Raw genomic sequence first — 21,277 nt, forward strand, 5'->3', positions numbered from 1 at the left:
TGCGGCGTTAAAGAGCAAATTATCAACAGCGCTGATTAAGTTTTATTATGCGTTGTAGCGAGTGGGAATATGGAGAGTACATGTTTGACAATAAATCAATTTTAATAACAGGCGGCACCGGTTCGTTTGGTCAAAAATACACCAAAACTATTCTCGCTAGATATAAGCCCAAGCGCTTAATTATCTTATCCAGGGACGAACTAAAGCAATACGAAATGCAGCAAGTTTTTGATGATCCATGCATGCGTTACTTTATTGGTGATGTGCGTGATGGTGACAGGCTAATGCAGGCGTTTAAAGATGTGGATTACGTCATCCACGCAGCGGCAATCAAACAAGTGCCAGCTGCAGAATACAACCCAATGGAGTGTATTAAAACCAATATTCATGGTGCAGAAAACGTCATCAGAGCGGCGATTGCCAATAATGTTGAAAAGGTTATTGCACTCTCTACCGACAAAGCTGCAAACCCAATTAACTTATATGGCGCCACTAAGCTTGCATCGGATAAGCTTTTTGTTGCGGCCAATAATATAGTCGGTTCAGGCAAAACCCGCTTTGCCGCTGTACGTTACGGCAACGTGGTCGGTTCTAGAGGCTCTGTTGTGCCTCTGTTCAAGCAAATGATAGCCAATGGCGCAACTTCACTACCTATTACTCACCCCGATATGACCCGCTTTTGGATCACCTTGCAAGATGGGGTTAATTTTGTATTGAAGAATTTTTCTCGTATGCAAGGCGGGGAAATTTTTGTTCCCAAAATTCCATCGGTAAAAATAACCGATATTGCTCAGGCTTATGCCCCCAATCTGCAACAAGAAATTATCGGTATTCGCCCTGGTGAAAAAATGCATGAGATCATGTGCCCAGCAGATGATTCACATCATACTTTAGTATTTGACGATCACTTTGTGATTACACCCAGTATCCGATTTTATGGTGGGGATATTGATTACACCACCAATAAACTCGGTGAAAAAGGGCAGCTGGTCAGTGAAGGGTTTGACTTTAACTCAGGCAGCAACACGCATTTTCTAAGTGTCGAAGAGATACTTGCGTTAGATGAGATCCAAGAACAGTGATTTTGTACGGCCAGCAAGACATTAACCAACTCGATATCGACTCAGTCGTTGATGTGTTGCAGTCTGACTTTTTGACTCAAGGCGCTAAAGTACCGCAATTTGAACAAGCAATTTGTGATTATACTAAGGCTAAGTATGCGGTTGCGGTCAATAGCGCGACTTCAGCATTACATATTGCTTGCTTAGCGTTAGGGGTGAGCAATGGCGATAGCGTATGGACCTCGCCGATAACCTTTGTTGCGTCTGCAAATTGTGCACTTTACTGTGGCGCCAGTGTAGATTTTGTCGATATTGATATTAACACCGGCAACCTATGCCCAGATGCGCTTGCCGTTAAACTTGCTGTAGCAAACCAAACAGGAACCTTGCCCAAAGTTGTTATTGCCGTACATCTTGCCGGTCATAGCTGTGATATGGCTAAGTTAGCCTTATTAGCTGACCAGTATGGTTTTGACATTATCGAGGATGCATCACATGCTATTGGTGGTGATTACGGTTCAGAGAAAATTGGCGCGTGTCAGTACAGTAAAGTTTGCATATTCAGTTTTCACCCGGTAAAAATCATCACTACCGCAGAGGGCGGCGTCGCTACCACTCAAGATAGCGATCTTGCAGAGAAAATGGCGATGTTACGCAGTCATGGCGTGACCAAAGAACCTACGCAACTGCTGCGACCTGATGAAGGTGAATGGTATTACGAACAGCATCATTTGGGTTTTAATTACCGGATGACGGAGTTGCAGGCAGCACTAGGGATAACGCAATTGGGGCGCCTAGATGATTTTGTGGCTACCCGTAACCAAATTGCCCAATCTTATGATGCTGGCCTAGATGCTAAACATATTTTCACCGTTAAACCAATTACCTCATCCCAAAGTGCTTATCACTTGCAGATCGTGCGTTTGCTGAATTTTCAACAACGCAAACAGGTGTTCAATAAAATGAGAGAGAAGGGGATACAAGTGCACGTGCATTATTACCCCGTTCACTTGCAACCTTTTTATTTGAAATTGGGATTTCAGAGCGGTGACTTTCCGCAAGCTGAAGCATTTTATCAGCAGATCCTTACGTTACCACTTCATCCAAATCTCAATGCTTCAGAGGTTGATTTTATTATTACAGAGCTTAATCAGCTGGCATTGACAGAGTATTAATCGTTTAAGGAATACTAAGTGATTGATGCCTGCACAAGCTCGCAAAGCTTTTTAACTCCCGTTTTTTGGCTGGTGTTGAACTTTTGAATCGCGGCATCTTGCAGAGTAGAAATTTGTTGTTTGTTTTTTATTAAGTCCTGAAGTTTGTCTATCGAATCTTGCAAAGATTTACTGATGATGCAGCAGTTTTCCTTTTCGAGTGCAGTGATTTCATTTTTGTCGCAAAGGTGGGCAACAGGTAGGAGAATTGTGGCGGCGTAATTCGCTAAAGATTCAAAAAAGGATAAGCCGTAGCAACTTAAAATAATCTCCGACTCAGCCATTAGCTGCAATAGATTATCTGGGTTTTTTAGTACTTTGATGTTACTGCCCATTTTTAATTTAGGCGATTGAGCCATAGGTCCTTGAACCCATAGGATAGGCCAATCTATTCCGGACTCTTCTAATAAACTAGGGAGTTGATTCCCATAATTTAAGGCATCGCTTCCACCTGTCATTATCAATATTTGACGATTTTTTCTTGGATTTGTTTTTGCGGGTTGGCTTAAGTAGTTTTGCCAACCAAATGAAACATTCGTTGCCTTAAGTTCGGAATAAAAACTTGGGATGAATACAAGGTCAACCCATGGTTGTAGCTCACCTAGCTGATCGATTGCGATAATTTGCTTTTCAGTTAACGTTCGGCATAAATCAGACAGTTTCATCATGTTGATATGCCTAGGTGAAAAATCCATTAGTAATATTGGATTTTTGTCCTTTTTAAGCATATTTAAAAGGTCACTTTCGCTTGCAAGCCATTGATGTTGGGTATTAAGCCACGGGTAATTGAGAGGGGTGCCATGAATATAAATTGTGGTGCCAAACCCTAAATGCTCTTGCAGTCCTGCTGCGAGCAGTGCGCACCTTCTTAGATGTCCTGCACCAGCTTCTGCTGAAGTGTGGCAGTACAGCGAAACTTTTTTATACTTTTGATTGGCTAGCTTTTGAGTGACGTGTTGGTTTATTTCTCTAAGGCTGTTTGTGCTTAGCAATTGCTCTTGAACCCACAGTAAACTCACAATGCTGGACGCTGGGTTATTTTCATACCATTTTTGATATATTGTTTGCATAAAGTGGTAGTCTGCAGGTGTATCAACGGAGATGCGGTGTTTTATTTGGCTGTAATCAGCGACATCGTCAATTGCCAGTTTGTTTAAGGTTGGTACTTCTACGTCGCCATAGCCAACATGCTCTTTAGCCATTTTAGTCGAACTTATTTTAGCTAACTTTTCCCAGCCTTCAGCGCTGTAAAAAGACATGCCCTCGTGAAGTGTTCTCACATGCTCTGAAAGAACTATTTTTTCCGCGGCTGGGTTTGATTTTAACTTAGCTATTCCATGGTCTATAAATGCAGGTTCAATTAAAGGACTATCGCCACAAATGTACACAATATATTTAGGTTTGTGATGTCTAATTACGGCATCTATTCTCCCAACTAAATCGTTAACGTCGCCATTATAGGCAAAACTTTCAACTTGTGAGGCTTGAGCCCACTCTAATAAAGGCTGGTTGTATTGATCTGCCGTCGTCGCTAGCACTGAGTGATCGACATTTTTACATTTGATTAAACGTTGCCATAAACGCTTAATCATTGGTTCTTGAGCGAGTTCAAGTAAATGCTTTCCTGGCAGCCTGCTTGAGTTTAGTCTTGCGCCGACAATGGCTAGGGTGTTCATGTATTTTCGGACTCCATCGAAAATGGACGTATAGTGAATTCGAAATCACAAAGTTCACCGCCAGCTTTAAGGGTTTCATCAGCTTCGATAAGAGAAAACCAGAGTCTGTTGAAAAACAAATTGCCAACCCTTTTACTGGTTAGCATTGGCAGCGCGGCACATTGACTAGGGCGCCAATCTAATAGAACACCACTTTGGTCATTACCAAATGCAATTTTGCCTTGTGTAGCGCCTAACGCCCCGTTAGCAGAGACTATCGAAGAAACTGGCTGACCATGGTCAAAATCTGTAGTTGAATTGAACCGTTCGAAGTGATCACTCCCTAAGTGTGTTTGGTACCAGCACCGGCTATCACAATTGAGCAAAGTAATAAATCCAAGCCTAAGCGAGGCTTCTGGGCGCTCTTGATTATTAAAGATAAAGCCTGTCGTTACGGATTCGCCAATAATTCTGTAATACTTTACAACGGTGCCAATGGATAAGTCTTGGCGGCATTGTATTAGTGTCTCACTACCTTCATGGCTTATCTCATAATTAATTGGGTTTAAGTCAGTTATCCTGTCTCTTTGTTTGAACCTTTCCATTAGCATATGGTTACTATAGAAGTCTGCACCATAACTTATGTGGTCAAAGTGTCCGTGGGATAATGTACCGACTACAGGGATAAAATTATTACTAGCAAATGCTAAACTCTCTATTACGAGGCCTCGTCCAGCATTGAGTACCAATTGTAAGTTTCCAGTGTTTATGGATACTCGCTTGCGATTTCTATCAAAAATTACGTCGGTGCCTTCAGCTGCAGGGTCTTTGAGTTTCGCAAGTCTGTCTAGTCTCTTTTGGGGTGGGACTGTTATTTTTTGGTAACGTAGTTCTGTTAAATGAGTACGATAGTCGCTAGACCATAATCGGCAAAGTGCACGCCATTGTTCATCGTCATCAATAGTATTTTTTATGAGGTACTCATACCTACTATTGCAGTAAGTATTTAACTGTAAATCATTGCGTCCACTAAGGCCCCAGCGTGTAATATTATACTTTGCTTGTTTTTTGACAGAAACGGGGTGTGCTGCATTGGTTATATGCAACGGCTCTTCGTTCGAAGCTAAGGCTAGTAGCTCTGATGGATGACACCAATGGTATCGCTGATTTTTCGAGAGATGGTCAAATAGTTCGCTTATTCTCTTCCATTCTTGACTAATCTTAGCCGATTCGGTGTTATACCTCCCAGGCCTATAGTCAAATACCTCTGCGTCGCTACCATAAATTGGAAAAGCTAACATTCCCATTGAAGTTGTTTTTTCTAAATAACCTAAATAATCTTCTAGCACCGTTTCAGAATGAGCGTAACGTTGGAACTTTTGAAACGCTATTGCATTATTCCATACCACCTTTATTGAACGGCCGCTTGCAGTTTTAAGTTGCTGTGGTTTGAAAAAATCTTTATTTGTCCAATCTTCACTATGAGAGTATGGATTATCCCACTCTACAACTACAGCCTCAAATCCTGCATCGAGGTAGATATCAAGTAATCCTGCCGAGATTGCTTGCTCATTTACATAAGCAATTTTCGGGCTAACATCGAGTATATTTTTATAGGAGTTTAAACCTATTCTCAGATTATTTTTATTAACTTCTGTAGGGATCAGTGGGCCGATAATTTGACTATCGCCACTTGCAATTAGTTGGCATTGGTTACTTTTCAACAGTTGCTTGAACTTAGCAACCCATTCAGGAGCAATTGCACTAATGGCTTCAAGTGTATAAGCCGTCATTTCCAGAGCAATAGGGTAGCCAGATTCGACTAGATTTAAAATTGGCCAATAACATTTATTTATGACTTTGGCATGAGACTCTATTTCAATAGAAGAAAAAGCTAAATTCATATGAAATATTGCATAAATATTGGTTTTTGGCTGAACTCTATCCGATGTCATTCAATTGTCTCTATTTCAGTGCTAAAACTCTTTTACGAACCTAATTTTTCTTTGCATAAATGCAGATTTCTCTTCCGATATCTAGCTCAGCAAATGCTTGATATAGTTTTCTTTTTAAATCATTTCTCCCTGCATTCGCCAGTTTTGTATCAAATGCCACTCGTTTATGGTGGCAAGTACGTCCAAGCTTACCATCGTTAACGTAGTTGTCTCCCATTAGCAAAAAAAGATCCATAGGAAATGAAGTTTCTTTCAGAAGAATAGTAAACCCACTGTTCGAAATTAAGGTAGATAGGCTATGTGGTGAAAAATAATTCACGTGGTGAGTTGGGCACACCCACCATGGTTGGAACGTGTCAACTTCTCTTAAAGTAGCTTGGAAGGGATTATAATCGTTTGGTACTGTAATGCATAGAAGACCGCCTTCTTCTAACATTGAGTGCATCAATTGAATTAATTCTATTGGGTTGTAGACGTGTTCCAGAACTAAACTTGCGTGAACCACGTCAAATTTACCTAGTTTGTTTGAATTACTAGCATCTAAAAATGCCTCATCGACATCTAATCCCATAGTGTTAGCGTATTGTGCCGCGCTAGTTGATGGCTCGATCCCTTTTACTTCCCAACCTCTACTTTTACCGTGTTTAAGAAAAAAACCAGGACCTGTACCTACGTCAAGAATTCTTCTTCTAGAGTCAGGTAGGGATGATTCAAATGTATCGTATCTATCCGAATATTGAAGGGTTAACCAAGACTCATCCTCCTCTTTTTGTTTAAAAAATAAAGGTTTCTCTGATTCATAAAAGTCTTGACGATAAAAATCTTCTTGTTCTGCCTTCGTCGGTAAGGGTAATACGTGCTTGAAACCACATACTTGGCAGTCAACAACTTCCTTATTATCAACTTTGTCAATAACAGGTCCACGATGATGTTTGGATTCTTCTGGCATAGCTTACCTTTTCATATATTCAATTAAGCTTGGTGGTATCTAGTTATATCTACTCAAGAAGGCTAGTTGGACGGCCTGAATACCAGTGACCATCAATCTTAAATTTTAAAGTGCTATAAACTAACTCTATATATTCAGCTAATATTGAGCGGTTGTCCGCTTTTAGGACGAACACGCCAGCGCGGTCACCGTGAGATTGGATATGGTGAAGTTGTTCTCCGATACTGGGGTAAAACTCCACTTTGCAGCAGAATTCTTGTTGTCCAAGCCAATCGATACCTTCAATGGCTTCCAATTTTCCTGGTGGAAGAAAGAAGTAGCGGTTTGCCACAGCACATTTGTCCTCAGCCGTTAGCGCTTTTAGATTAACATCTTTACCTAAGGCGAGATTTATAACGCTTTTTACGTAGTTAATGCCAGTTGCTAATGGTACTAGGCTTGCAGCGAAGTCACCGCCACTTAATCGTGCCGCCATTTCGATAATCATGGGCCCGCGTGAAGGACAAATTACCACATCTCCTTTGGCAACACCGCAATTAACCCCTAAAGCTCGAGCTGTTTTCTCTACTAATAAACAGATGTCATGTTTCTCTGTTGAGGTGAGTGAACTAGGGAGCCAGCCACCATTTTCCATAATATTAGGCCAAAAACACTCCATGCCTTCATATACTCTATCTGCAAAACCAGGTGTGCAAGAGCGTTGCTCAACAATAATGCTCTCAGTGCTAATTTGGCGCCCTGGTATATATTCTTCTAGCAGAATTTCGTTGTTTAAAGAAAATGACTTTGCATGCGTCAATGCGTCTTGAATGTCTGTCTGATCTGCTATAATTCTTACACCGCGTGAGCCCGCTCTATCCGTTGGTTTAATTATTACTTTTTCACAACGCCAATCTTGCCAGTTTCGCATAACATCACTTTCTGTCTGGACTAAAGCAAATGACGGGACAGGAATTCCCATCGTTACCAATCGACGTTTCATTTGATATTTGTGGGTTGCCCACCGAGCTGTTTCTTGACTGGGACCTCGCCAATTGAAATGCGATGCGATCTGGGCGATTAAGTGAGGTATATCACTTCCCATGGTTGCAACGCCTGCTAGATTAACCCCCTGTTCAATTAGGCTTTCACAGTAGTCAATTACACTTTTAACATCCGAAAAGTCAATCGCCTTAGAATAATCAGCCAGAAATAAACCAGGAGCTTGGGGGTTTAAATCTACAGCCACCGTTTTAATGCCCATACTTTGTGCGGTTTGGATCATGTAAACTTGATCAGCACCCGCACCAAGAACAAGTAAATGCTTTACTGTGGCCATTACCCCATGCTCCGGTTAGCAATAATGTTTTGGTATACAGATTGAGAATCTATCTTACCAACTGCACATAAACTTTCTTTATCTCCAGCAGGGAAAAACCCTTGTTCTAGTGCATTAACACATAATTTAGCGTCTATATTGTTGTCCGTTAGCAATTGATTTATTGCCACCCCTATACCACCGTCTTTTTGGCTTTCTTCTATGGTTACGACGTGTTTATGCTTAGTTAATAGCGGTACTAAGCTAGATTGGGCAAGTGGTTTTATCCACCTAAGGTTTAACACCGTATAGCTTAACCCTTTTTGATTTAACAGTTTATCTCTTACAGCTAATGCTGTTGAAATATGGTTGCCAATCGTGATTATAAGGCCATCTTTCCCCTCAATAATTATTTCATCTTGGTTTAGTGGAGTACTCTTAGATGGCAAGAAATTTGTTTCTTCGAGTGGAACTGTTTCGTATGGGTGTAAGATGATCATCGGCCCGTGTGGCTGGCTTGCTCTCGCTGATATGATTGCTTCGAGGTCGCGAGCGGTCCCAGCATAGAAAATCTGGATATTGGGCAATGCTCTTAATAAACCGAAGTCATAAATACCATGATGTGTCGGTCCATCAAATCCTGCGAAACCAGACCGTGCACTGACAATCGTAATTGGATGTTGTGGATAGCAAACGTCATGAAAAATTTGATCTATTGCTCGTTGCATGAACGTAGATTGGAAACACAAAAACACACGTTTGCTTTCCATTGCCAAACCTACAGCCATTCCAACTGCGTGTTGTTCAGCCATACCTACGTCAATAGCTTGGGTTGGGTAAGCTTTCATTAATGCTTCTATTCCAGAGGCATATGGGGTAGCAGGCGTTAATGCAAAAATATCACTTGCTTGAGCCATGTGCTTCTCTAAAACATCACCCACTATGCCTTGATAAGTTTGCCCTGTAAGTGTTGACGCTACACCAGCCCCCGTTACGGGGTTAAATGGCATTGAGAAATGCATTTTGTATGGATGTTCGTCAGCGAGTGCTAATCCTTTTCCTTTTTGGGTTTTGACATGAATGACCGTAGGTTTTGGTATGGCATTGCTTTCAGCCTTTAATTTGGCATTTGAGAGCTTGTCGATTAGTTCTTCCATATTATGGCCATTAGGTACTGCAATGTAGTCGTATCCAATAGCTTTAAACCACAATGCACACTTAGTACTCCAATCGGGACTTGAAAATAGCTTGTGTATAGCCCCTAGGTTTTTAGGAATACTCATACCATTGTCATTTATTACTATGACTAGAGGAATTGGATGTTCAGCACCAAAATTCAACCCCTCAAATGCCATTCCTTCGACCATGGAACCATCGCCAATAAATGCCACCACTTGGCCTTCATCATTGCTTTGTAATTTGCTATACGCCATGCCCGTAGCAATAGGGATGGAGGTTCCCGCATGAGATGCTTCCATTAGGTCATAGTCGCTCTCATGGTTCGAGATAAATCTCGACATGCCTTGTGGAGTATTCAGTGAACTAAAGTCAGCTAACCGTCCTGTTATAAGCTTATGGGTGTATCCTTGATGACCGACATCAAATAATATGCTGTCGCCGCCTTTTTGTGATTGAGTGCCAAAATCAAAAACATAATGCAATGCCAATGTAAGCTCGATTACTCCGAGGTTTGCACCGATATGGCCACCTGTTTGGCTTATCGAATCTATCAGAAAAGCTCGTATTTCGTCAGCTAACTCAGATAGCTGGTCAGTGTTGTATGCTTTTATATCTTGAGGTTTGGTGATCGTACTTAGTTTATTCATCCGAAATACATCCCGCCGTTAACATTAATACAGTGTCCAGTAATATAAGATGAGGTATCTGATAGTAAAAACAGTACCGCATTAGCAACTTCTTCAGATGTACCCATTCTTTTCAATGGGATAGCCTTACTAGCTTCTTGTTGTAGTGCGTTGAGTTGATCGTCATCAAATATGTCTGTGGCTATCCAACCAGGTGCGACGGCATTTGACCTAATATTCAAGTCGGCACCCAGCCTTGCTATTGAGCGGGTGAGACTGATTAATGCCGATTTAGTTGCTGCATAATCTGGCGCTTTATTACCGCCAATTTGGCCACCAACTGAAGATATGTTCACAATTGCCGCGCCGTGAGCAGTTTGTTTCATTAGCTCTTGACTTAAGATGAAGGGGCCTTTCAAGTTGACCGCAAACGTGTTGTCCCATTGCTCATCAGTTAGCGCTAGGAAGTCACCTTGATTTAAGATTCCCGCATTGTTAACTAGGTAAGAGATAGGCTTTTCAAAATATGCTTCAGCTTGTGCGAATAGTGCTTTAGCCTGTTCTCTATCGCTTACGTCGCTCTTAACCAGGTGAAACCTATTGCCATATATTTCAAAATCTTGTCGACATAATCGTGCGGATTTTTCATCTCTAGAATAGGTACCTATGACTTGGCAATTAGCTTCTAGAAGCGCTTTTGCTATAGCTTTTCCTATTCCGCGTGATGATCCTGTGACAAGTGCAATTTTGCTATCAAAATTGAAAGTAATCATAAAAGTTTTCCGTTAAATTGAGCAGAAAATGAATCCAAAAATGGCTCAATATCTTGTTGGTTGTTTACTGCGGCCCAGAAGAAGCCCACTAAACTAGTATTATCTTGATGATTATGGTGTTTCTTGTATCTTCTCGATTCATAAAAAAACTCAAGAAGAGCAGTGTTTTTTTCTAGGTATAACTCTACTTCGTTAAAATCAATTTTGTCCGACAAGGGAAATAATGCTTTCCAAATCACTGTTTTAGTTGGCTTATCGCTTTGTTTTTCAGTGTCTTTGTTTGCGAGCAAGGAAAACCAATTCTGTATTGGGCTATTGCCGGTTGAGAAGGGGATTAACTTGGTAGTAAATACATCACCGTGAAATCGAGGCGAAACTTCTATAATTGTGAATTGTCCATTTCGATACAGTAAGTCTGCTTTGACGGGGGTATTGTTTAGTCCCAATGCGCGGCACGCTTGTTCAGTAAGTTCATATGCTTGCTTAACGTCATCATCAGCAAGAGAAGTTGGCACTACCCCATGAGTTGGAAAGTGGTGCGGTGAAGAAAAGTATCTGTCGCCAATACCGCACGGAATGAACTCTCCATTCCGCATTATCCCAATTGTGTCTATTCCAATCCCTTCGAAATACTCTTCCATTAAAACTGGAGTACCGAAACTACTCGCTAATGAGAAGGCGGCAGGGAGCTGTGAAGAATCCTTAACCGACGTAACACCTTGGCTACCGCAAGAATCAAGGGGTTTGACTATTATAGGGTAGGATATTTCGTTTATTTGTTTATATGAGGGAAGTTCCTTCCAAAGCTCCATTCTAGGTGTCGGCAGCCCTAGGTCAATCCAAATTTTCTTTGCCCTCGGCTTATCTAGTGCTAAAGCTACTGCATCAGGGGAGCAGCCTGGTAGATTTAATCGTTTATGAATAGCGGCTACGGACGCCAGTCCAAAATCACTTCCTGAGTATGCACCAATAAGGTTAAATTGAGAGTTGAGCTTGATTGCCAATTCAGTCAGTTTAGTCACGTCGCTGCCACTGATTTGGTAGTAATCGTCGGCATAATCTATGGCTGTGGCAGTATTGCGAGAATCGGTAACTATGACATGCAGATCAAAAGCTTTCGCCCAGCGAATATGCTCTATTTGCATATGACCAGCACCAATGATTAGTATTGCAGATTTAGAATTACTCATCGATGCTAACTTCCTCTCTGGGATAAAAAATAGATTGTAAGTCTTGCTGTTTTTTTACTTTGATTAGTTCATGCCCACCCTCGTTAAATAGAATTCCGGTTGGCGTTATTGATTGACCTGTTAGCTCAGAATATTCCTCGCCCAGCAGACCACGAGTGATTAGTTCGATAGTATTTAGTCCGGAAGCTGTAGGTAGCAATTTATCCAAAATTAGGTCACCGGTTAAATCCACGTGAACCTCAATCAGCCAAGGTTTTTGCTCTTCATCCACTCTAAAACTGAATGCTAGGATGTAATTTAAGGATAAAAACTGTTTGGCAAATAAGGTTGCATATTTAATTAACTGGTGTTGAAGCTTGGCTGTAGAGCTTGTGGGAGTAGCTAAACCAATTGCAGTTAATTTACCACTGTTAAATTGATTTATTTCATCCCAAAAGGCCAGAGGTGTGACAACCCCACTTTTTAGGTGCGCGAGTAATGTAATATCTTTACCTTCGATAAATTGAGCTATATCCGCAGTTTTATTCGCTGACCGTGATACCGCATGGTCAACTGCGATACTTAGCTCCTGCTTATTGGAGCACACAGTAACAGCTTGTTTTCCTATGACAGGGAAGTTTGGTCTAACGACTAGAGGGAAAGTGTGTTTTTCATCCTGTTTATTCGTATTACCAAAAGGTGTTGGAATGGAGTGTTGCTTGGCAAATTCTCTTAATATGGATTTTACTGTGCATAATGCTACCAGCTTCTTATTTATTCCATAAATGCTGTACTTTTTCGAAAGCTCTGCAAAAGTATAAAGAGCTTGACCAGAGGTTCGAGCAAAGATAGCACTAATTTTATGGTCAAATGACTGCAATGCAAGCATTACGAGTTCCGTGTTATGCGTGCTTTCTTGGATAAAATGGTTCGCAATTTTCGCTGCTTTACATTGAGTATCTCTATCTATGATGCAAATCTGATAACCCATTGCCTTTGCCACTTTAATTAGTGGAAGTTGAGCATCTCCTCCTCCTAAGCTAATTATCCACTTTTTTTGCTCTGTCTTTTGGGTTGAGCTTTCAAATATATCCATCATCATCTTAAAAGCTATGAGTAAAGCGTAAGGACAGTTGCAGCTAGCGATGGCTTGTTCAACAAGGTTTGTTTTATTTCTTGTTCAAAAACAAACGAAGAAATAATGATTGTAAGCCGTGGATCCTCTATAGCAATCTCATCTGGCGAACATACTTGAATGCCATTTTGTTGTTTTCCCCATTTTTGTCGATCGATATCAACCATCATAATCGGCTTGTTTAGAGTGAGTAATTCAGTTTCTTTTAGCAATTGAGCGGTATGCACGCCTGCTCCCCAAATACAAATTCTTTCTGCTAAATTAGTGGCATTCTTTATCTTGTTATTAATCTCATGCCACAGGCTTTGATCTCGCTCAACGTAAGTACAGCACATATTTAGTGCAGTTTTATCTTTCTCAATCGTAAGGTTCTGTTCGCTTTTTTTACCGATGCACATTTGAATCGGATATGGGTCTTTGATATCAAAGTCTGTTGCGACTGGGCTTACCGGCTCTATTCCGCACTGACTCATCAGGTTTAGCATCGAAACCGGTGAGAAATAGTTTAAGTGTTCAAAGGTGAAATACCCTGTAGGCCAGCTGCTTTGGTCAATGAGTGAGGGAACTTCTATAAATATAAAACCATCTGCCTTTAACATTTTTTTACACGTCTGCAATACACTTGCTGGATCGACAAAATGCTCCAGAACATGTGTCAATATTATAAGGTCATATAAGGTGCCATCATGAATATAGTCTTCTATAAAACCATTGTGCAGCGTTAAGTTGTATTGTTTGTGTGCTAATGCGATAGCAGAAGTAGATGGATCTATGCCATCGACTTCCCATCCAGCCTTTTGAAACCTATGCAGCGTGTATCCATCGGAGCACCCAACTTGAAAAGCACTGCCTTTAGTATCAACGTGCTGGCTTAGATAGTCTAATTGCCGTTCAACTGCGTTAATTTTAGTCGCCGATGGTTTTCCTGAGCGCCCAGGGTTTGTATAGTTAGACATATCTCTATAGGTCGTACGAATTTTTTCGAGATCAGGTAATGGATTTTGAAAAACTGCTCCACATCGTTCACAAACATGGATTTCCATCGGTACCTCGCCTAGCCCCGTAAGGTTATAAGGCTTAGAAAAAACCTGTGTTGATTGTGTTTCATTGCAAACAATACAGCGTCTGTCGGCCATCAGTTTTTCTCTCTATATAAATTGGTTATGGCTGTCATTAAATACGGACTAATTACGCATATGAATTAGTGGCCTAAGGCCATCAATAGGATCGGCGCGCCAATCTCTATCTGGAGCTTCACTTGGCACAAATTGTTTGCGAGATTCACCGTCAATAATACGACTTAATTTGCTATCGGCAATTATCGGGGCTATTTGTGCTGGCAACCAACAGTGTCCCGCCGCATACTCAGCGCCGGTTTCGTCTAAATCGATATGGAATTCTATGCAATCTGCTTGCCATCTATGAACTGCTCGCTGCAGTACGGCTGGCGATACGCTGTGATCGGACCAACCGACCTTAACGCCATAACGTTGGCGGAAAGTCTCAAGTACCGCTAAATTACAATCTTTAGTCGGTGTGGGATAAGCTGATACGCAATGTAGCAGGGTAATGTCTTGGCATCCCGCACGCTTTAACACATCAATGGCATGGTCAATTTCTTCGATTGTGGCCATTCCGCTAGAAATCACAACAGGTTTTGATGTCTTTGCACAAGAGATGAGAAGGTCATCCCAAAGTAGCTCGTAAGAGGCAATTTTGAAGAAGCTGACGAATGGCGCTAGCTCTTTTACTGCGTCGAGATAAAAAGGTGTGCAGGCAAACTGAATATTATTCTTATCGCAAGCGGCTTTCAGTTCTGGTAGGAAATCGGTTGGTAGTTCCCAATCTTTGCGCCTTCTGTGCTCTTCGCTTTTTTCTAAAATTTGCGGTGCAAATAGCTGGTCTATTTTAAACAGCTGAAACTTGACAGCTTGGCAACCAATCTTTGCTGCAGTTTCAATAAATTGGATGCACCTTTGCAGATCGCGGTGGTGATTGCTTGAAACCTCAGCAATAAATAGTGGTATTGAATTCATAATGACCTTTGGAGACCTTAGTTTACTTTAACTATCGCCCTGAGTAGGAAAAACTGAACTAAAACTTTTCACGCCTAGCTAGTGTTGTGAGTTTGAACCAATAAAGGCAGTAAGCTCAAACTCCAATATGTCGGCGAGGCCGAGCCAATCATGATTTTCTTGGGCGGTTATCATTTCTGGCATGACTTGCATTATCTGATCGAAACTGGGATGACCGTTGAGTTGTTCAATAATGGTTAGACATTGTTTTAGCTTTCTCGCGCCGTAAGCTTCTTGAGCTAAACGGTAATGATGCGCGGCTTCAACTAGCAGGCTAGTGAGTTGAGACATTTGGTTGTTGTTCACTATAAGCACTCTCTATATTGACAGCCATTGATGTTAGCGCCGTCTTTACTTGCTTGGTAAAACGTGACGCTGGGTGTGGCGCGAATGTAATGCTCAAGGCCTAATAAGTACGCTCTAAAGTTGAGATTGGTGGTAACCTTTTGATTATGACCATTCAATACCCAGTGCTTATGACTTTTGGGGTGAGACCCTAGCTGGCCTTGGTTCCAATAGGTGTGAGTCTTATTATTTGGGAAGCTAAAATCGCAGCCAAATAAAGTCAGTTCGTTAACTTGCATATTCACCGCCAAGTCAATGGCTGGATGGATCACGCTACCGTTGGCAAATAGTCGGATTTTTGGCCATTGTTTGCTTACTTCATCATAGGCCGCATGCGTAGCATAGGCGACGTACTTCTGCCCTGGCCAACTCTCAATGATTTCGTTCCTAATAGTGGGGAAGTAAACTAACTTAACATCATCAGGAAGAGGCTGGGGTAAATGCTGCTTGAGGATATTCTTATCAATACTGACAACTATATCCGGTTTTATTCCGTTGAGTAATAGCGGCAGCAGCGCGGTATCTACGCAGATGATAAGTTGCTTTGTTAAATGGCGCTGCTCACTTTGCTCTTTTAGGTAGCGAAAGTGTGTTGCGAGTGTTGGACCTGAACCAATCACTAATGCACTGTCATATTGTTGTCTTCCAATCAAAACAGCCGCACTTTCATCCCTTGCCAGTACCGATCTATTGGATGCTATACGAGCGGCGAAATCAGGATCGTTCTTATGATTATTACTGGCAAAGTGACGATTTATCTCGTAACTGAGGTAATTTCGCAGTGACGCGTGTTGCTCATCTGCTAAGACAAGATCGGGGGCTAGCGCAATGTGAGGGCTGGCAAGTTTATGTTGGTCTGGACCATGCTCTGTCAATGTGACTTTAGGATTCGACAACCACTCACTTTGATCTGTGTACGACAGCAGTAGCGACAGCAAGGCTAAATTCAATGGATAAATAGTAATGGAGCGAATTTGGTCAATATCGATTAATAGGCTCGGGACATCCCCCATCCCGATACCGTAAAGATATAGCTCAGTAGCATCAGCAGGGTATTGGCTTATCAACAGTTCTGCTTCATGAAATCTGTCATGGCGACTGCTCAGTTGAATATTATCGACACTAATGGTTTGAGTTTTACCCTCAACAAGGTTGGGGCTGAGATGAGCAAAGGAAGTGTTTCTGAGTTTTGCGGCTAGTTGTGGCCACCGCTTATCGATGATGGACAGGTTTAAATCAAAAAGCTCAGTCATCTAGTATCCCTGTAAACTGCGGCACAGCGCCAGCATGGTAGCAGTTAATATACAAGAGTAATAAATAAGTTGAAAGCCAAAATCTGAGCGCTCAAGACTGTACTTTTTTAATTTAAATTTTAAATAGTTATACGGTTGATGCTGATTTGAGCAATGTCAGGTTTAAGATTGATAGATGGAGTTGCTTCTTGTAGCCTACTGACATTAGTTTGGGGTAAATAAAGGTTTGTATGAAATATTTAGTGACTGGAGCGGCGGGTTTTATAGGTAATGCTGTTTGCTTGCGTCTTTGCGAACAGGGTGCTGATGTCATAGGAATTGATAATCTTAATAGCTATTACGACGTATCTTTAAAACTTGACCGATTAAAAAGAGTCGAAAACTATCCCAGTTTTCAATTCCTTAAAGTTGATATTTTTAATCGACAAGAAGTTGTTGAGTTGTTTGAAACTGAGAAATTTGACTACGTTATACACCTTGGTGCGCAAGCTGGCGTGAGGTATTCAATTGATAATCCTCACACTTATGCCGACACAAACCTCATTGGTCATATTAATATATTAGAAGGTTGTCGAAACAATCAAATCAAGCATTTGATCTATGCTTCAAGCAGCTCCGTGTATGGACTCAATGACAAGCAGCCTTTTTTAGAAAGCGACCCCGTGGATCATCCTATTTCCCTGTATGCGGCTTCAAAAAGGGCGAATGAGTTAATCTCACATACTTACTCTCATTTATATAGTCTACCCACTACAGGCTTAAGATTTTTTACTGTCTATGGTCCTTGGGGAAGGCCTGATATGGCACCGTTTAAATTTGCTAAAGCGATTTCAACTGGTAAAACTATTGATGTTTATAACTTCGGTGAGATGTCGAGGGACTTTACTTATATTGATGATATTGTTGAAGGTATTATGAAAGTGCTGGTGTTAGCACCTACTGGCGAAAAAAGTGAAACTGGTCAGCCTAACGTTAGTTCCGCTCCCTATGCGATTTATAATATTGGCAATGGTTCGCCGGTAAAGCTAATGGACTTTATTGCCTGTCTAGAAAAAGAGTTTGGTATTGAAGCGGCGAAGAACTTTATGGAGCAACAGCCAGGAGATGTGACCGCAACTTGGGCATCAACCGAAGCACTTACAAAAGCGACTGGATACAGACCAAAGACGTCAATAGCGGAAGGCGTTAAACAGTTTGTATCTTGGTACAAGCAATACTACGACCTGTAAATATGGCAAGCAGCAAAACCGGATAGAGGCGGTAGCCTGCGAACTAAGCGATTAAAACTGGTCTCCCCACAGGGACTCGAACCCCGATCGATCGCTTAGGAGGCGACTGCTCTATCCTGTTGAGCTATAGGGAGACGCCAGTGATTATACTGGTTTTACTCTAGATGAAAAGAGCTGGTTAAAGCGCTTTAAATAGAGTTGCTTAATTCCTATACGACCTGTTGTGCTATTGCTTGATTGCCAGGTCGTTAATTTGAATATTCAAAGAGGCATTTTGCCCTTGAAGTAATGCTGTGGCACTTTCTTCAGTAACTTGGTCAATGCTAATAGATGTGCGGCTTTGGCCAGCTATCGCGCGCATTTTATCAAGTCTATCTGGCATGTTCTGCTGTAATACCAACTGAAACTCATCGCCAACTTTGATGCCATGGCGGCGGCCCAAATTGATGATAATACGATCATGCTGTTTGGCGACTATTTGACCGAGAAGTGGGCGGCAATTTAGAATTTTATCTATATCTTCACTAGCTTGGACCAAGATGTTTTCAATATTTTTTCCATAACTTGATGACCAAAAGATATTACTATTAGATGGCACTGTAAGCTGTTTTTTAAACTCCCACGGTGCCGGCGAATTGTATAACTCACTCCAGATCATCTCACCACTGATACCATGGTATAGCGACAGCTTGAGTTGGAACTGGCGCTGAGGGTCATCACTTATCATGCCAAACAAACTTGTTTCCGGTGGGGCGGTAGAGATGTCGATGATCTCTGGCAACAATAAGTATTGGCTGTCGGTAATTTCGCTTAACCAAGTGGGTAAGCGATAGCCTCTTATGTCGATTAAAGCCTGTTCGATATCTAGGCGTTCACTGGCATGAACATGGGGAAAACTGGCTTTACCATGACGCTCAATAACTTGGCCGAGTCTTTCTGATAGGTGACGCTCAAAGTGGCCGATATTGCCGTAACGTAGCTGCTCACGATGGTGCAGTTGCGCTTGCGGGACCAATATAGACGCTTTCAGTGACTCGTTAGTGCACAGGCTGCTTGCTCCATTGTTGACGTCTGCGCGTATGTTAACCATTAAGCGGTCACCAACAACACGCTCGCTAACGAGTTCCACTTGAGTAATATTAATCGATTGATCCATCGAGAATTGATCTTTTACTAGCCGGCCGTTTTCAATTCGTTGACTGCTAGAAAAGCTACCGCCAGATCGTAAGCTCACATAGCTGAGGGCTTGATGAATGGCCTCTTCTCGTGCTTGAGTCACATTGTTGTTGATGATCTTTGCTTCGCCTTGTACATCAACCCATGCAGCGAATGTGGGCATTAAACTGCCACTTAGTATCAACAACACGCCCCATATTAATCGATTCATTTGGTTGTCCAGTTAGCCATAATCTGTATTAACGTTAAATCTTGCCAGTGCCACTTTTATGGCGAATTTGGCAATGTTTATTGTTTGCATAAAATAATTAGCAATTATCGTGCCTGCTTTCGAGCTCATCGCTTTTAAAATTTATACTTAGATAATGTCTTGAGGTTAAAGTTCTTCGTTTCTAAGCCGATAATACAAAAGCAAGTGAGTCATTCTGAATCAATTGGCGTAAATTTTGCTCACTTTCCTACTAACTGTCAGTTTTTGGGCTAAATATCCGATAAAAAAACGGACGCAACTGTTTAGCATTTATATTTGTTTAATCGAATTTTCAAGGTATTAACATGCGATTAGCAGCGGTATTATCAGTTTTTCTTGTGCTGGGTGGGTGTGCCAGTACAAGTGATGACATGCAGGGGCAACTCGCTGACGGCAACCATTTGCCGTCAACCTCGGCGGTCAATCATTTAGCGTTGCAGATTAGCAATGAGCTGGTTAAGCAAAATGATGCACTATTGCCAACGCAACCTTTACTAGTGGCAACACCAGTGATGTTAGAGAGCTTACAAGGTTCCAATGAGCTAGGTCTGCAGTTACAACAAGGCCTAATTGCGGCAATGCATTCACACCAGTTTAATTTGGTAGATATTAATGTGGCACAGAACATTCGGGTGACCCCTGAAGGGGATTTTTTGCTGACCCGCGATTGGCAGCAATTACCAACTGACTTGCCGGTTGAGCATGTATTGGTGTCGACAATGACGAAAACTACCCAAGGAGTGATCGTCAACAGCCGCATTGTGAATGTAACCAATAATCGTGTGGTGTCAGCCTCGCAAGCCAGTTATGAGCTTGAAGCATTAACGAGCGTTGCTAAACCCTCAGAGAAAGTCTATTCAGAAGGCGGCATGTTGTATCGTCATAGCGAAATGGGTCAAGGCAAAGTCAGCCTGATAGGAGAGCAGCAATGAGAATACTGTTATTGTTGGGCGCCTTGTTGATAGGTGGGTGTGCTCAAAATGATCGCTACATTCAGTGGGAAACCGAAGCGCCGACCAGCTTTCCTAAGATTACTGCCATAGGCTATGCTCCTTTGGCTACTCAGCCTGCGACAGAGCAGTCCCAGAAAGTACTGATGGCGATGCAAGCATCCAAGATGGCGGCGTATAGAGAATTGGCTGAGCAAGTGTATGGTCAGCAATTATCTGCTTCTAGTCAAGTTAACGATTGGATGCTAACGAGCGATGATATCCAGGCGTCTGTTTCTGGGGTGATTCGCGGTGCAAGAGTGGTGAAAAGCTACCCGGCAGGTGAACACTACGTTACTGAGCTTGAATTAGATTTTGAGCAAGTTTGGGCCTTGTATCAGCAACATAACCGACCTCAAAAAGTGAAAGAAGTGACTTACTTTTAGTTTCGTTGAAAGACCGAGGTTCTTTGGAAGACGTTGATAAACCGGCATAGACTGCCTGAAAACTGGTTACAAAGCATCAAACACGAAAAAAGCCATCATTGATGGCTTTTTTCGTATTTGTTATACAGGATTAGGCTTTTAAGTCATTACCCAAGGTGGCAATAGTCGATGTTTGCCCTTTACCATCGTAGGTTAAACTTGATGAGTTTCTTGAGGCATGTAGTGCTTGAGTAAAGCGGCTAACGCTGGCCATACAGTGGTCAATTAACGTCGCATTCTCACTATTAAGTTGTTGACACTCATTTAAACAAGTTTGAGCGGTAGCGACTTTACTCGCTAGCTCGGGATTGCTTTTGAGCTGGGCGACGTCAGGGTGGGCCGATAACGACATATCATTGGCTTTGATCTCATTGAGCAAGTCTGACTTTTTACCTGCTAAGTTCAACAGTTCATCTGCACTTTGGTTGATGAGAGCTTGTTTTTCTTGCTCGGTCACTGCTTTTAAGTTTGCCAATAATGCTAATTGTTTATCAATTAAGTCGTTAATCGGGGTCATAGTAT

Annotated in this window: 19 protein-coding genes and 1 tRNA gene; 5 read left to right on the forward strand and 15 right to left on the reverse strand. The window is 41.8% G+C overall.

Features of this window, described 5'->3' with window-relative positions; genetic code table 11:
- The first annotated feature begins 80 nt into the window (after nucleotides 1-80).
- Entirely contained in the window at nucleotides 81-1,082 is a 1,002-nt protein-coding gene (pseB, locus tag L865_RS0101825) for a UDP-N-acetylglucosamine 4,6-dehydratase (inverting) (protein WP_028771663.1), read from the forward strand.
- A complete protein-coding gene (gene pseC, locus L865_RS0101830) occupies nucleotides 1,079-2,236 on the forward strand; it encodes a UDP-4-amino-4,6-dideoxy-N-acetyl-beta-L-altrosamine transaminase (RefSeq protein WP_028771664.1) in 1,158 nt (385 codons plus the stop codon). The genes pseB and pseC overlap by 4 nt, the downstream gene beginning before the upstream one ends.
- A gap of 14 nt (nucleotides 2,237-2,250) precedes the next feature.
- On the opposite strand, the gene L865_RS22875 is transcribed toward pseC, so the two are convergent.
- From L865_RS22875 to L865_RS0101890, 12 genes are all read right to left on the reverse strand, one after another.
- Entirely contained in the window at nucleotides 2,251-3,951 is a 1,701-nt protein-coding gene (locus L865_RS22875) for a cytidylyltransferase domain-containing protein (RefSeq protein WP_037470371.1), read from the reverse strand.
- On the reverse strand, nucleotides 3,948-5,885 hold the full coding sequence (locus tag L865_RS0101840) for a glycoside hydrolase (RefSeq protein ID WP_028771665.1): 1,938 nt from the start codon (nucleotides 5,883-5,885) through the stop codon (nucleotides 3,948-3,950). Before L865_RS0101840 ends, L865_RS22875 begins: the two co-directional genes overlap by 4 nt.
- 40 nt (nucleotides 5,886-5,925) lie before the next feature.
- Entirely contained in the window at nucleotides 5,926-6,834 is a 909-nt protein-coding gene (locus tag L865_RS0101845) for a class I SAM-dependent methyltransferase (protein WP_028771666.1), read from the reverse strand.
- A 49-nt stretch (nucleotides 6,835-6,883) separates the two neighbouring features.
- On the reverse strand, nucleotides 6,884-8,152 hold the full coding sequence (locus L865_RS22880; RefSeq protein WP_051484390.1) for an ATP-grasp domain-containing protein: 1,269 nt from the start codon (nucleotides 8,150-8,152) through the stop codon (nucleotides 6,884-6,886).
- The gene (locus L865_RS0101855) at nucleotides 8,152-9,957 is read right to left on the reverse strand and encodes a 1-deoxy-D-xylulose-5-phosphate synthase (protein WP_028771667.1); all 1,806 of its coding nucleotides are present in this window, start codon (nucleotides 9,955-9,957) and stop codon (nucleotides 8,152-8,154) included. Before L865_RS0101855 ends, L865_RS22880 begins: the two co-directional genes overlap by 1 nt.
- Nucleotides 9,954-10,709, reverse strand: a complete 756-nt coding sequence (locus L865_RS0101860; protein WP_028771668.1) for an SDR family NAD(P)-dependent oxidoreductase — start codon at nucleotides 10,707-10,709, stop codon at nucleotides 9,954-9,956. The genes L865_RS0101855 and L865_RS0101860 overlap by 4 nt, the downstream gene beginning before the upstream one ends.
- Nucleotides 10,706-11,899, reverse strand: coding sequence for an ATP-grasp domain-containing protein (locus L865_RS0101865; protein ID WP_028771669.1), 1,194 nt, complete (start codon nucleotides 11,897-11,899; stop codon nucleotides 10,706-10,708). Before L865_RS0101865 ends, L865_RS0101860 begins: the two co-directional genes overlap by 4 nt.
- The gene (locus L865_RS0101870) at nucleotides 11,892-12,974 is read right to left on the reverse strand and encodes an ATP-grasp domain-containing protein (protein ID WP_211237682.1); all 1,083 of its coding nucleotides are present in this window, start codon (nucleotides 12,972-12,974) and stop codon (nucleotides 11,892-11,894) included. Before L865_RS0101870 ends, L865_RS0101865 begins: the two co-directional genes overlap by 8 nt.
- Before the next feature lie 14 nt (nucleotides 12,975-12,988).
- On the reverse strand, nucleotides 12,989-14,149 hold the full coding sequence (locus tag L865_RS0101875; protein ID WP_084632445.1) for a class I SAM-dependent methyltransferase: 1,161 nt from the start codon (nucleotides 14,147-14,149) through the stop codon (nucleotides 12,989-12,991).
- A 48-nt stretch (nucleotides 14,150-14,197) separates the two neighbouring features.
- Nucleotides 14,198-15,049 (reverse strand): N-acetylneuraminate synthase family protein, encoded by an 852-nt coding sequence (locus L865_RS0101880; RefSeq protein ID WP_037470373.1) that lies wholly within the window; start codon nucleotides 15,047-15,049, stop codon nucleotides 14,198-14,200.
- Between the two features lie 78 nt (nucleotides 15,050-15,127).
- Complete coding sequence (locus tag L865_RS0101885; RefSeq protein ID WP_051484391.1) at nucleotides 15,128-15,394, reverse strand: hypothetical protein; 267 nt, start codon at nucleotides 15,392-15,394, stop codon at nucleotides 15,128-15,130.
- A complete protein-coding gene (locus L865_RS0101890) occupies nucleotides 15,394-16,686 on the reverse strand; it encodes a motility associated factor glycosyltransferase family protein (protein WP_028771674.1) in 1,293 nt (430 codons plus the stop codon). Before L865_RS0101890 ends, L865_RS0101885 begins: the two co-directional genes overlap by 1 nt.
- Before the next feature lie 230 nt (nucleotides 16,687-16,916).
- Between L865_RS0101890 and L865_RS0101895 the strand changes: the two genes are divergently transcribed.
- The gene (locus L865_RS0101895; protein WP_028771675.1) at nucleotides 16,917-17,915 is read left to right on the forward strand and encodes an NAD-dependent epimerase; all 999 of its coding nucleotides are present in this window, start codon (nucleotides 16,917-16,919) and stop codon (nucleotides 17,913-17,915) included.
- A gap of 58 nt (nucleotides 17,916-17,973) precedes the next feature.
- Here L865_RS0101895 and L865_RS0101900 read toward each other — a convergent pair.
- Nucleotides 17,974-18,049 (reverse strand) — tRNA-Arg (locus L865_RS0101900).
- A 92-nt stretch (nucleotides 18,050-18,141) separates the two neighbouring features.
- Nucleotides 18,142-19,302, reverse strand: a complete 1,161-nt coding sequence (locus L865_RS0101905) for a flagellar assembly protein FlgT (RefSeq protein WP_028771676.1) — start codon at nucleotides 19,300-19,302, stop codon at nucleotides 18,142-18,144.
- Nucleotides 19,303-19,646: 344 nt separating this feature from the next.
- On the opposite strand from L865_RS0101905, the gene L865_RS0101910 reads away from it, so the two are divergent.
- Together L865_RS0101910 and L865_RS0101915 are read left to right on the forward strand one after the other, a co-directional pair.
- Nucleotides 19,647-20,273, forward strand: a complete 627-nt coding sequence (locus tag L865_RS0101910) for a FlgO family outer membrane protein (RefSeq protein WP_028771677.1) — start codon at nucleotides 19,647-19,649, stop codon at nucleotides 20,271-20,273.
- Entirely contained in the window at nucleotides 20,270-20,716 is a 447-nt protein-coding gene (locus L865_RS0101915; protein WP_028771678.1) for an LPP20 family lipoprotein, read from the forward strand. Before L865_RS0101910 ends, L865_RS0101915 begins: the two co-directional genes overlap by 4 nt.
- 130 nt (nucleotides 20,717-20,846) lie before the next feature.
- Here L865_RS0101915 and L865_RS0101920 read toward each other — a convergent pair whose 3' ends face one another.
- A complete protein-coding gene (locus L865_RS0101920) occupies nucleotides 20,847-21,272 on the reverse strand; it encodes a flagella synthesis protein FlgN (RefSeq protein WP_028771679.1) in 426 nt (141 codons plus the stop codon).
- Nucleotides 21,273-21,277: the final 5 nt, after the last annotated feature.

It is taken from the genome of Shewanella waksmanii ATCC BAA-643 (assembly GCF_000518805.1).
GTDB lineage: Bacteria > Pseudomonadota > Gammaproteobacteria > Enterobacterales > Shewanellaceae > Shewanella > Shewanella waksmanii.

Coding starts and splice junctions, on each gene's coding strand:
- pseB (WP_028771663.1), top strand. CDS start 81: ATGTTTGACAATAAATCAATTTTAATAACAGGCGGCACCGGTTCGTTT.
- L865_RS22875 (WP_037470371.1), bottom strand. CDS start 3,951: ATGAACACCCTAGCCATTGTCGGCGCAAGACTAAACTCAAGCAGGCTG.
- L865_RS0101840 (WP_028771665.1), bottom strand. CDS start 5,885: ATGACATCGGATAGAGTTCAGCCAAAAACCAATATTTATGCAATATTT.
- L865_RS0101845 (WP_028771666.1), bottom strand. CDS start 6,834: ATGCCAGAAGAATCCAAACATCATCGTGGACCTGTTATTGACAAAGTT.
- L865_RS22880 (WP_051484390.1), bottom strand. CDS start 8,152: ATGGCCACAGTAAAGCATTTACTTGTTCTTGGTGCGGGTGCTGATCAA.
- L865_RS0101855 (WP_028771667.1), bottom strand. CDS start 9,957: ATGAATAAACTAAGTACGATCACCAAACCTCAAGATATAAAAGCATAC.
- L865_RS0101860 (WP_028771668.1), bottom strand. CDS start 10,709: ATGATTACTTTCAATTTTGATAGCAAAATTGCACTTGTCACAGGATCA.
- L865_RS0101865 (WP_028771669.1), bottom strand. CDS start 11,899: ATGAGTAATTCTAAATCTGCAATACTAATCATTGGTGCTGGTCATATG.
- L865_RS0101870 (WP_211237682.1), bottom strand. CDS start 12,974: ATGGATATATTTGAAAGCTCAACCCAAAAGACAGAGCAAAAAAAGTGG.
- L865_RS0101875 (WP_084632445.1), bottom strand. CDS start 14,149: ATGGCCGACAGACGCTGTATTGTTTGCAATGAAACACAATCAACACAG.
- L865_RS0101880 (WP_037470373.1), bottom strand. CDS start 15,049: ATGAATTCAATACCACTATTTATTGCTGAGGTTTCAAGCAATCACCAC.
- L865_RS0101890 (WP_028771674.1), bottom strand. CDS start 16,686: ATGACTGAGCTTTTTGATTTAAACCTGTCCATCATCGATAAGCGGTGG.
- L865_RS0101895 (WP_028771675.1), top strand. CDS start 16,917: ATGAAATATTTAGTGACTGGAGCGGCGGGTTTTATAGGTAATGCTGTT.
- L865_RS0101905 (WP_028771676.1), bottom strand. CDS start 19,302: ATGAATCGATTAATATGGGGCGTGTTGTTGATACTAAGTGGCAGTTTA.
- L865_RS0101910 (WP_028771677.1), top strand. CDS start 19,647: ATGCGATTAGCAGCGGTATTATCAGTTTTTCTTGTGCTGGGTGGGTGT.
- L865_RS0101915 (WP_028771678.1), top strand. CDS start 20,270: ATGAGAATACTGTTATTGTTGGGCGCCTTGTTGATAGGTGGGTGTGCT.
- L865_RS0101920 (WP_028771679.1), bottom strand. CDS start 21,272: ATGACCCCGATTAACGACTTAATTGATAAACAATTAGCATTATTGGCA.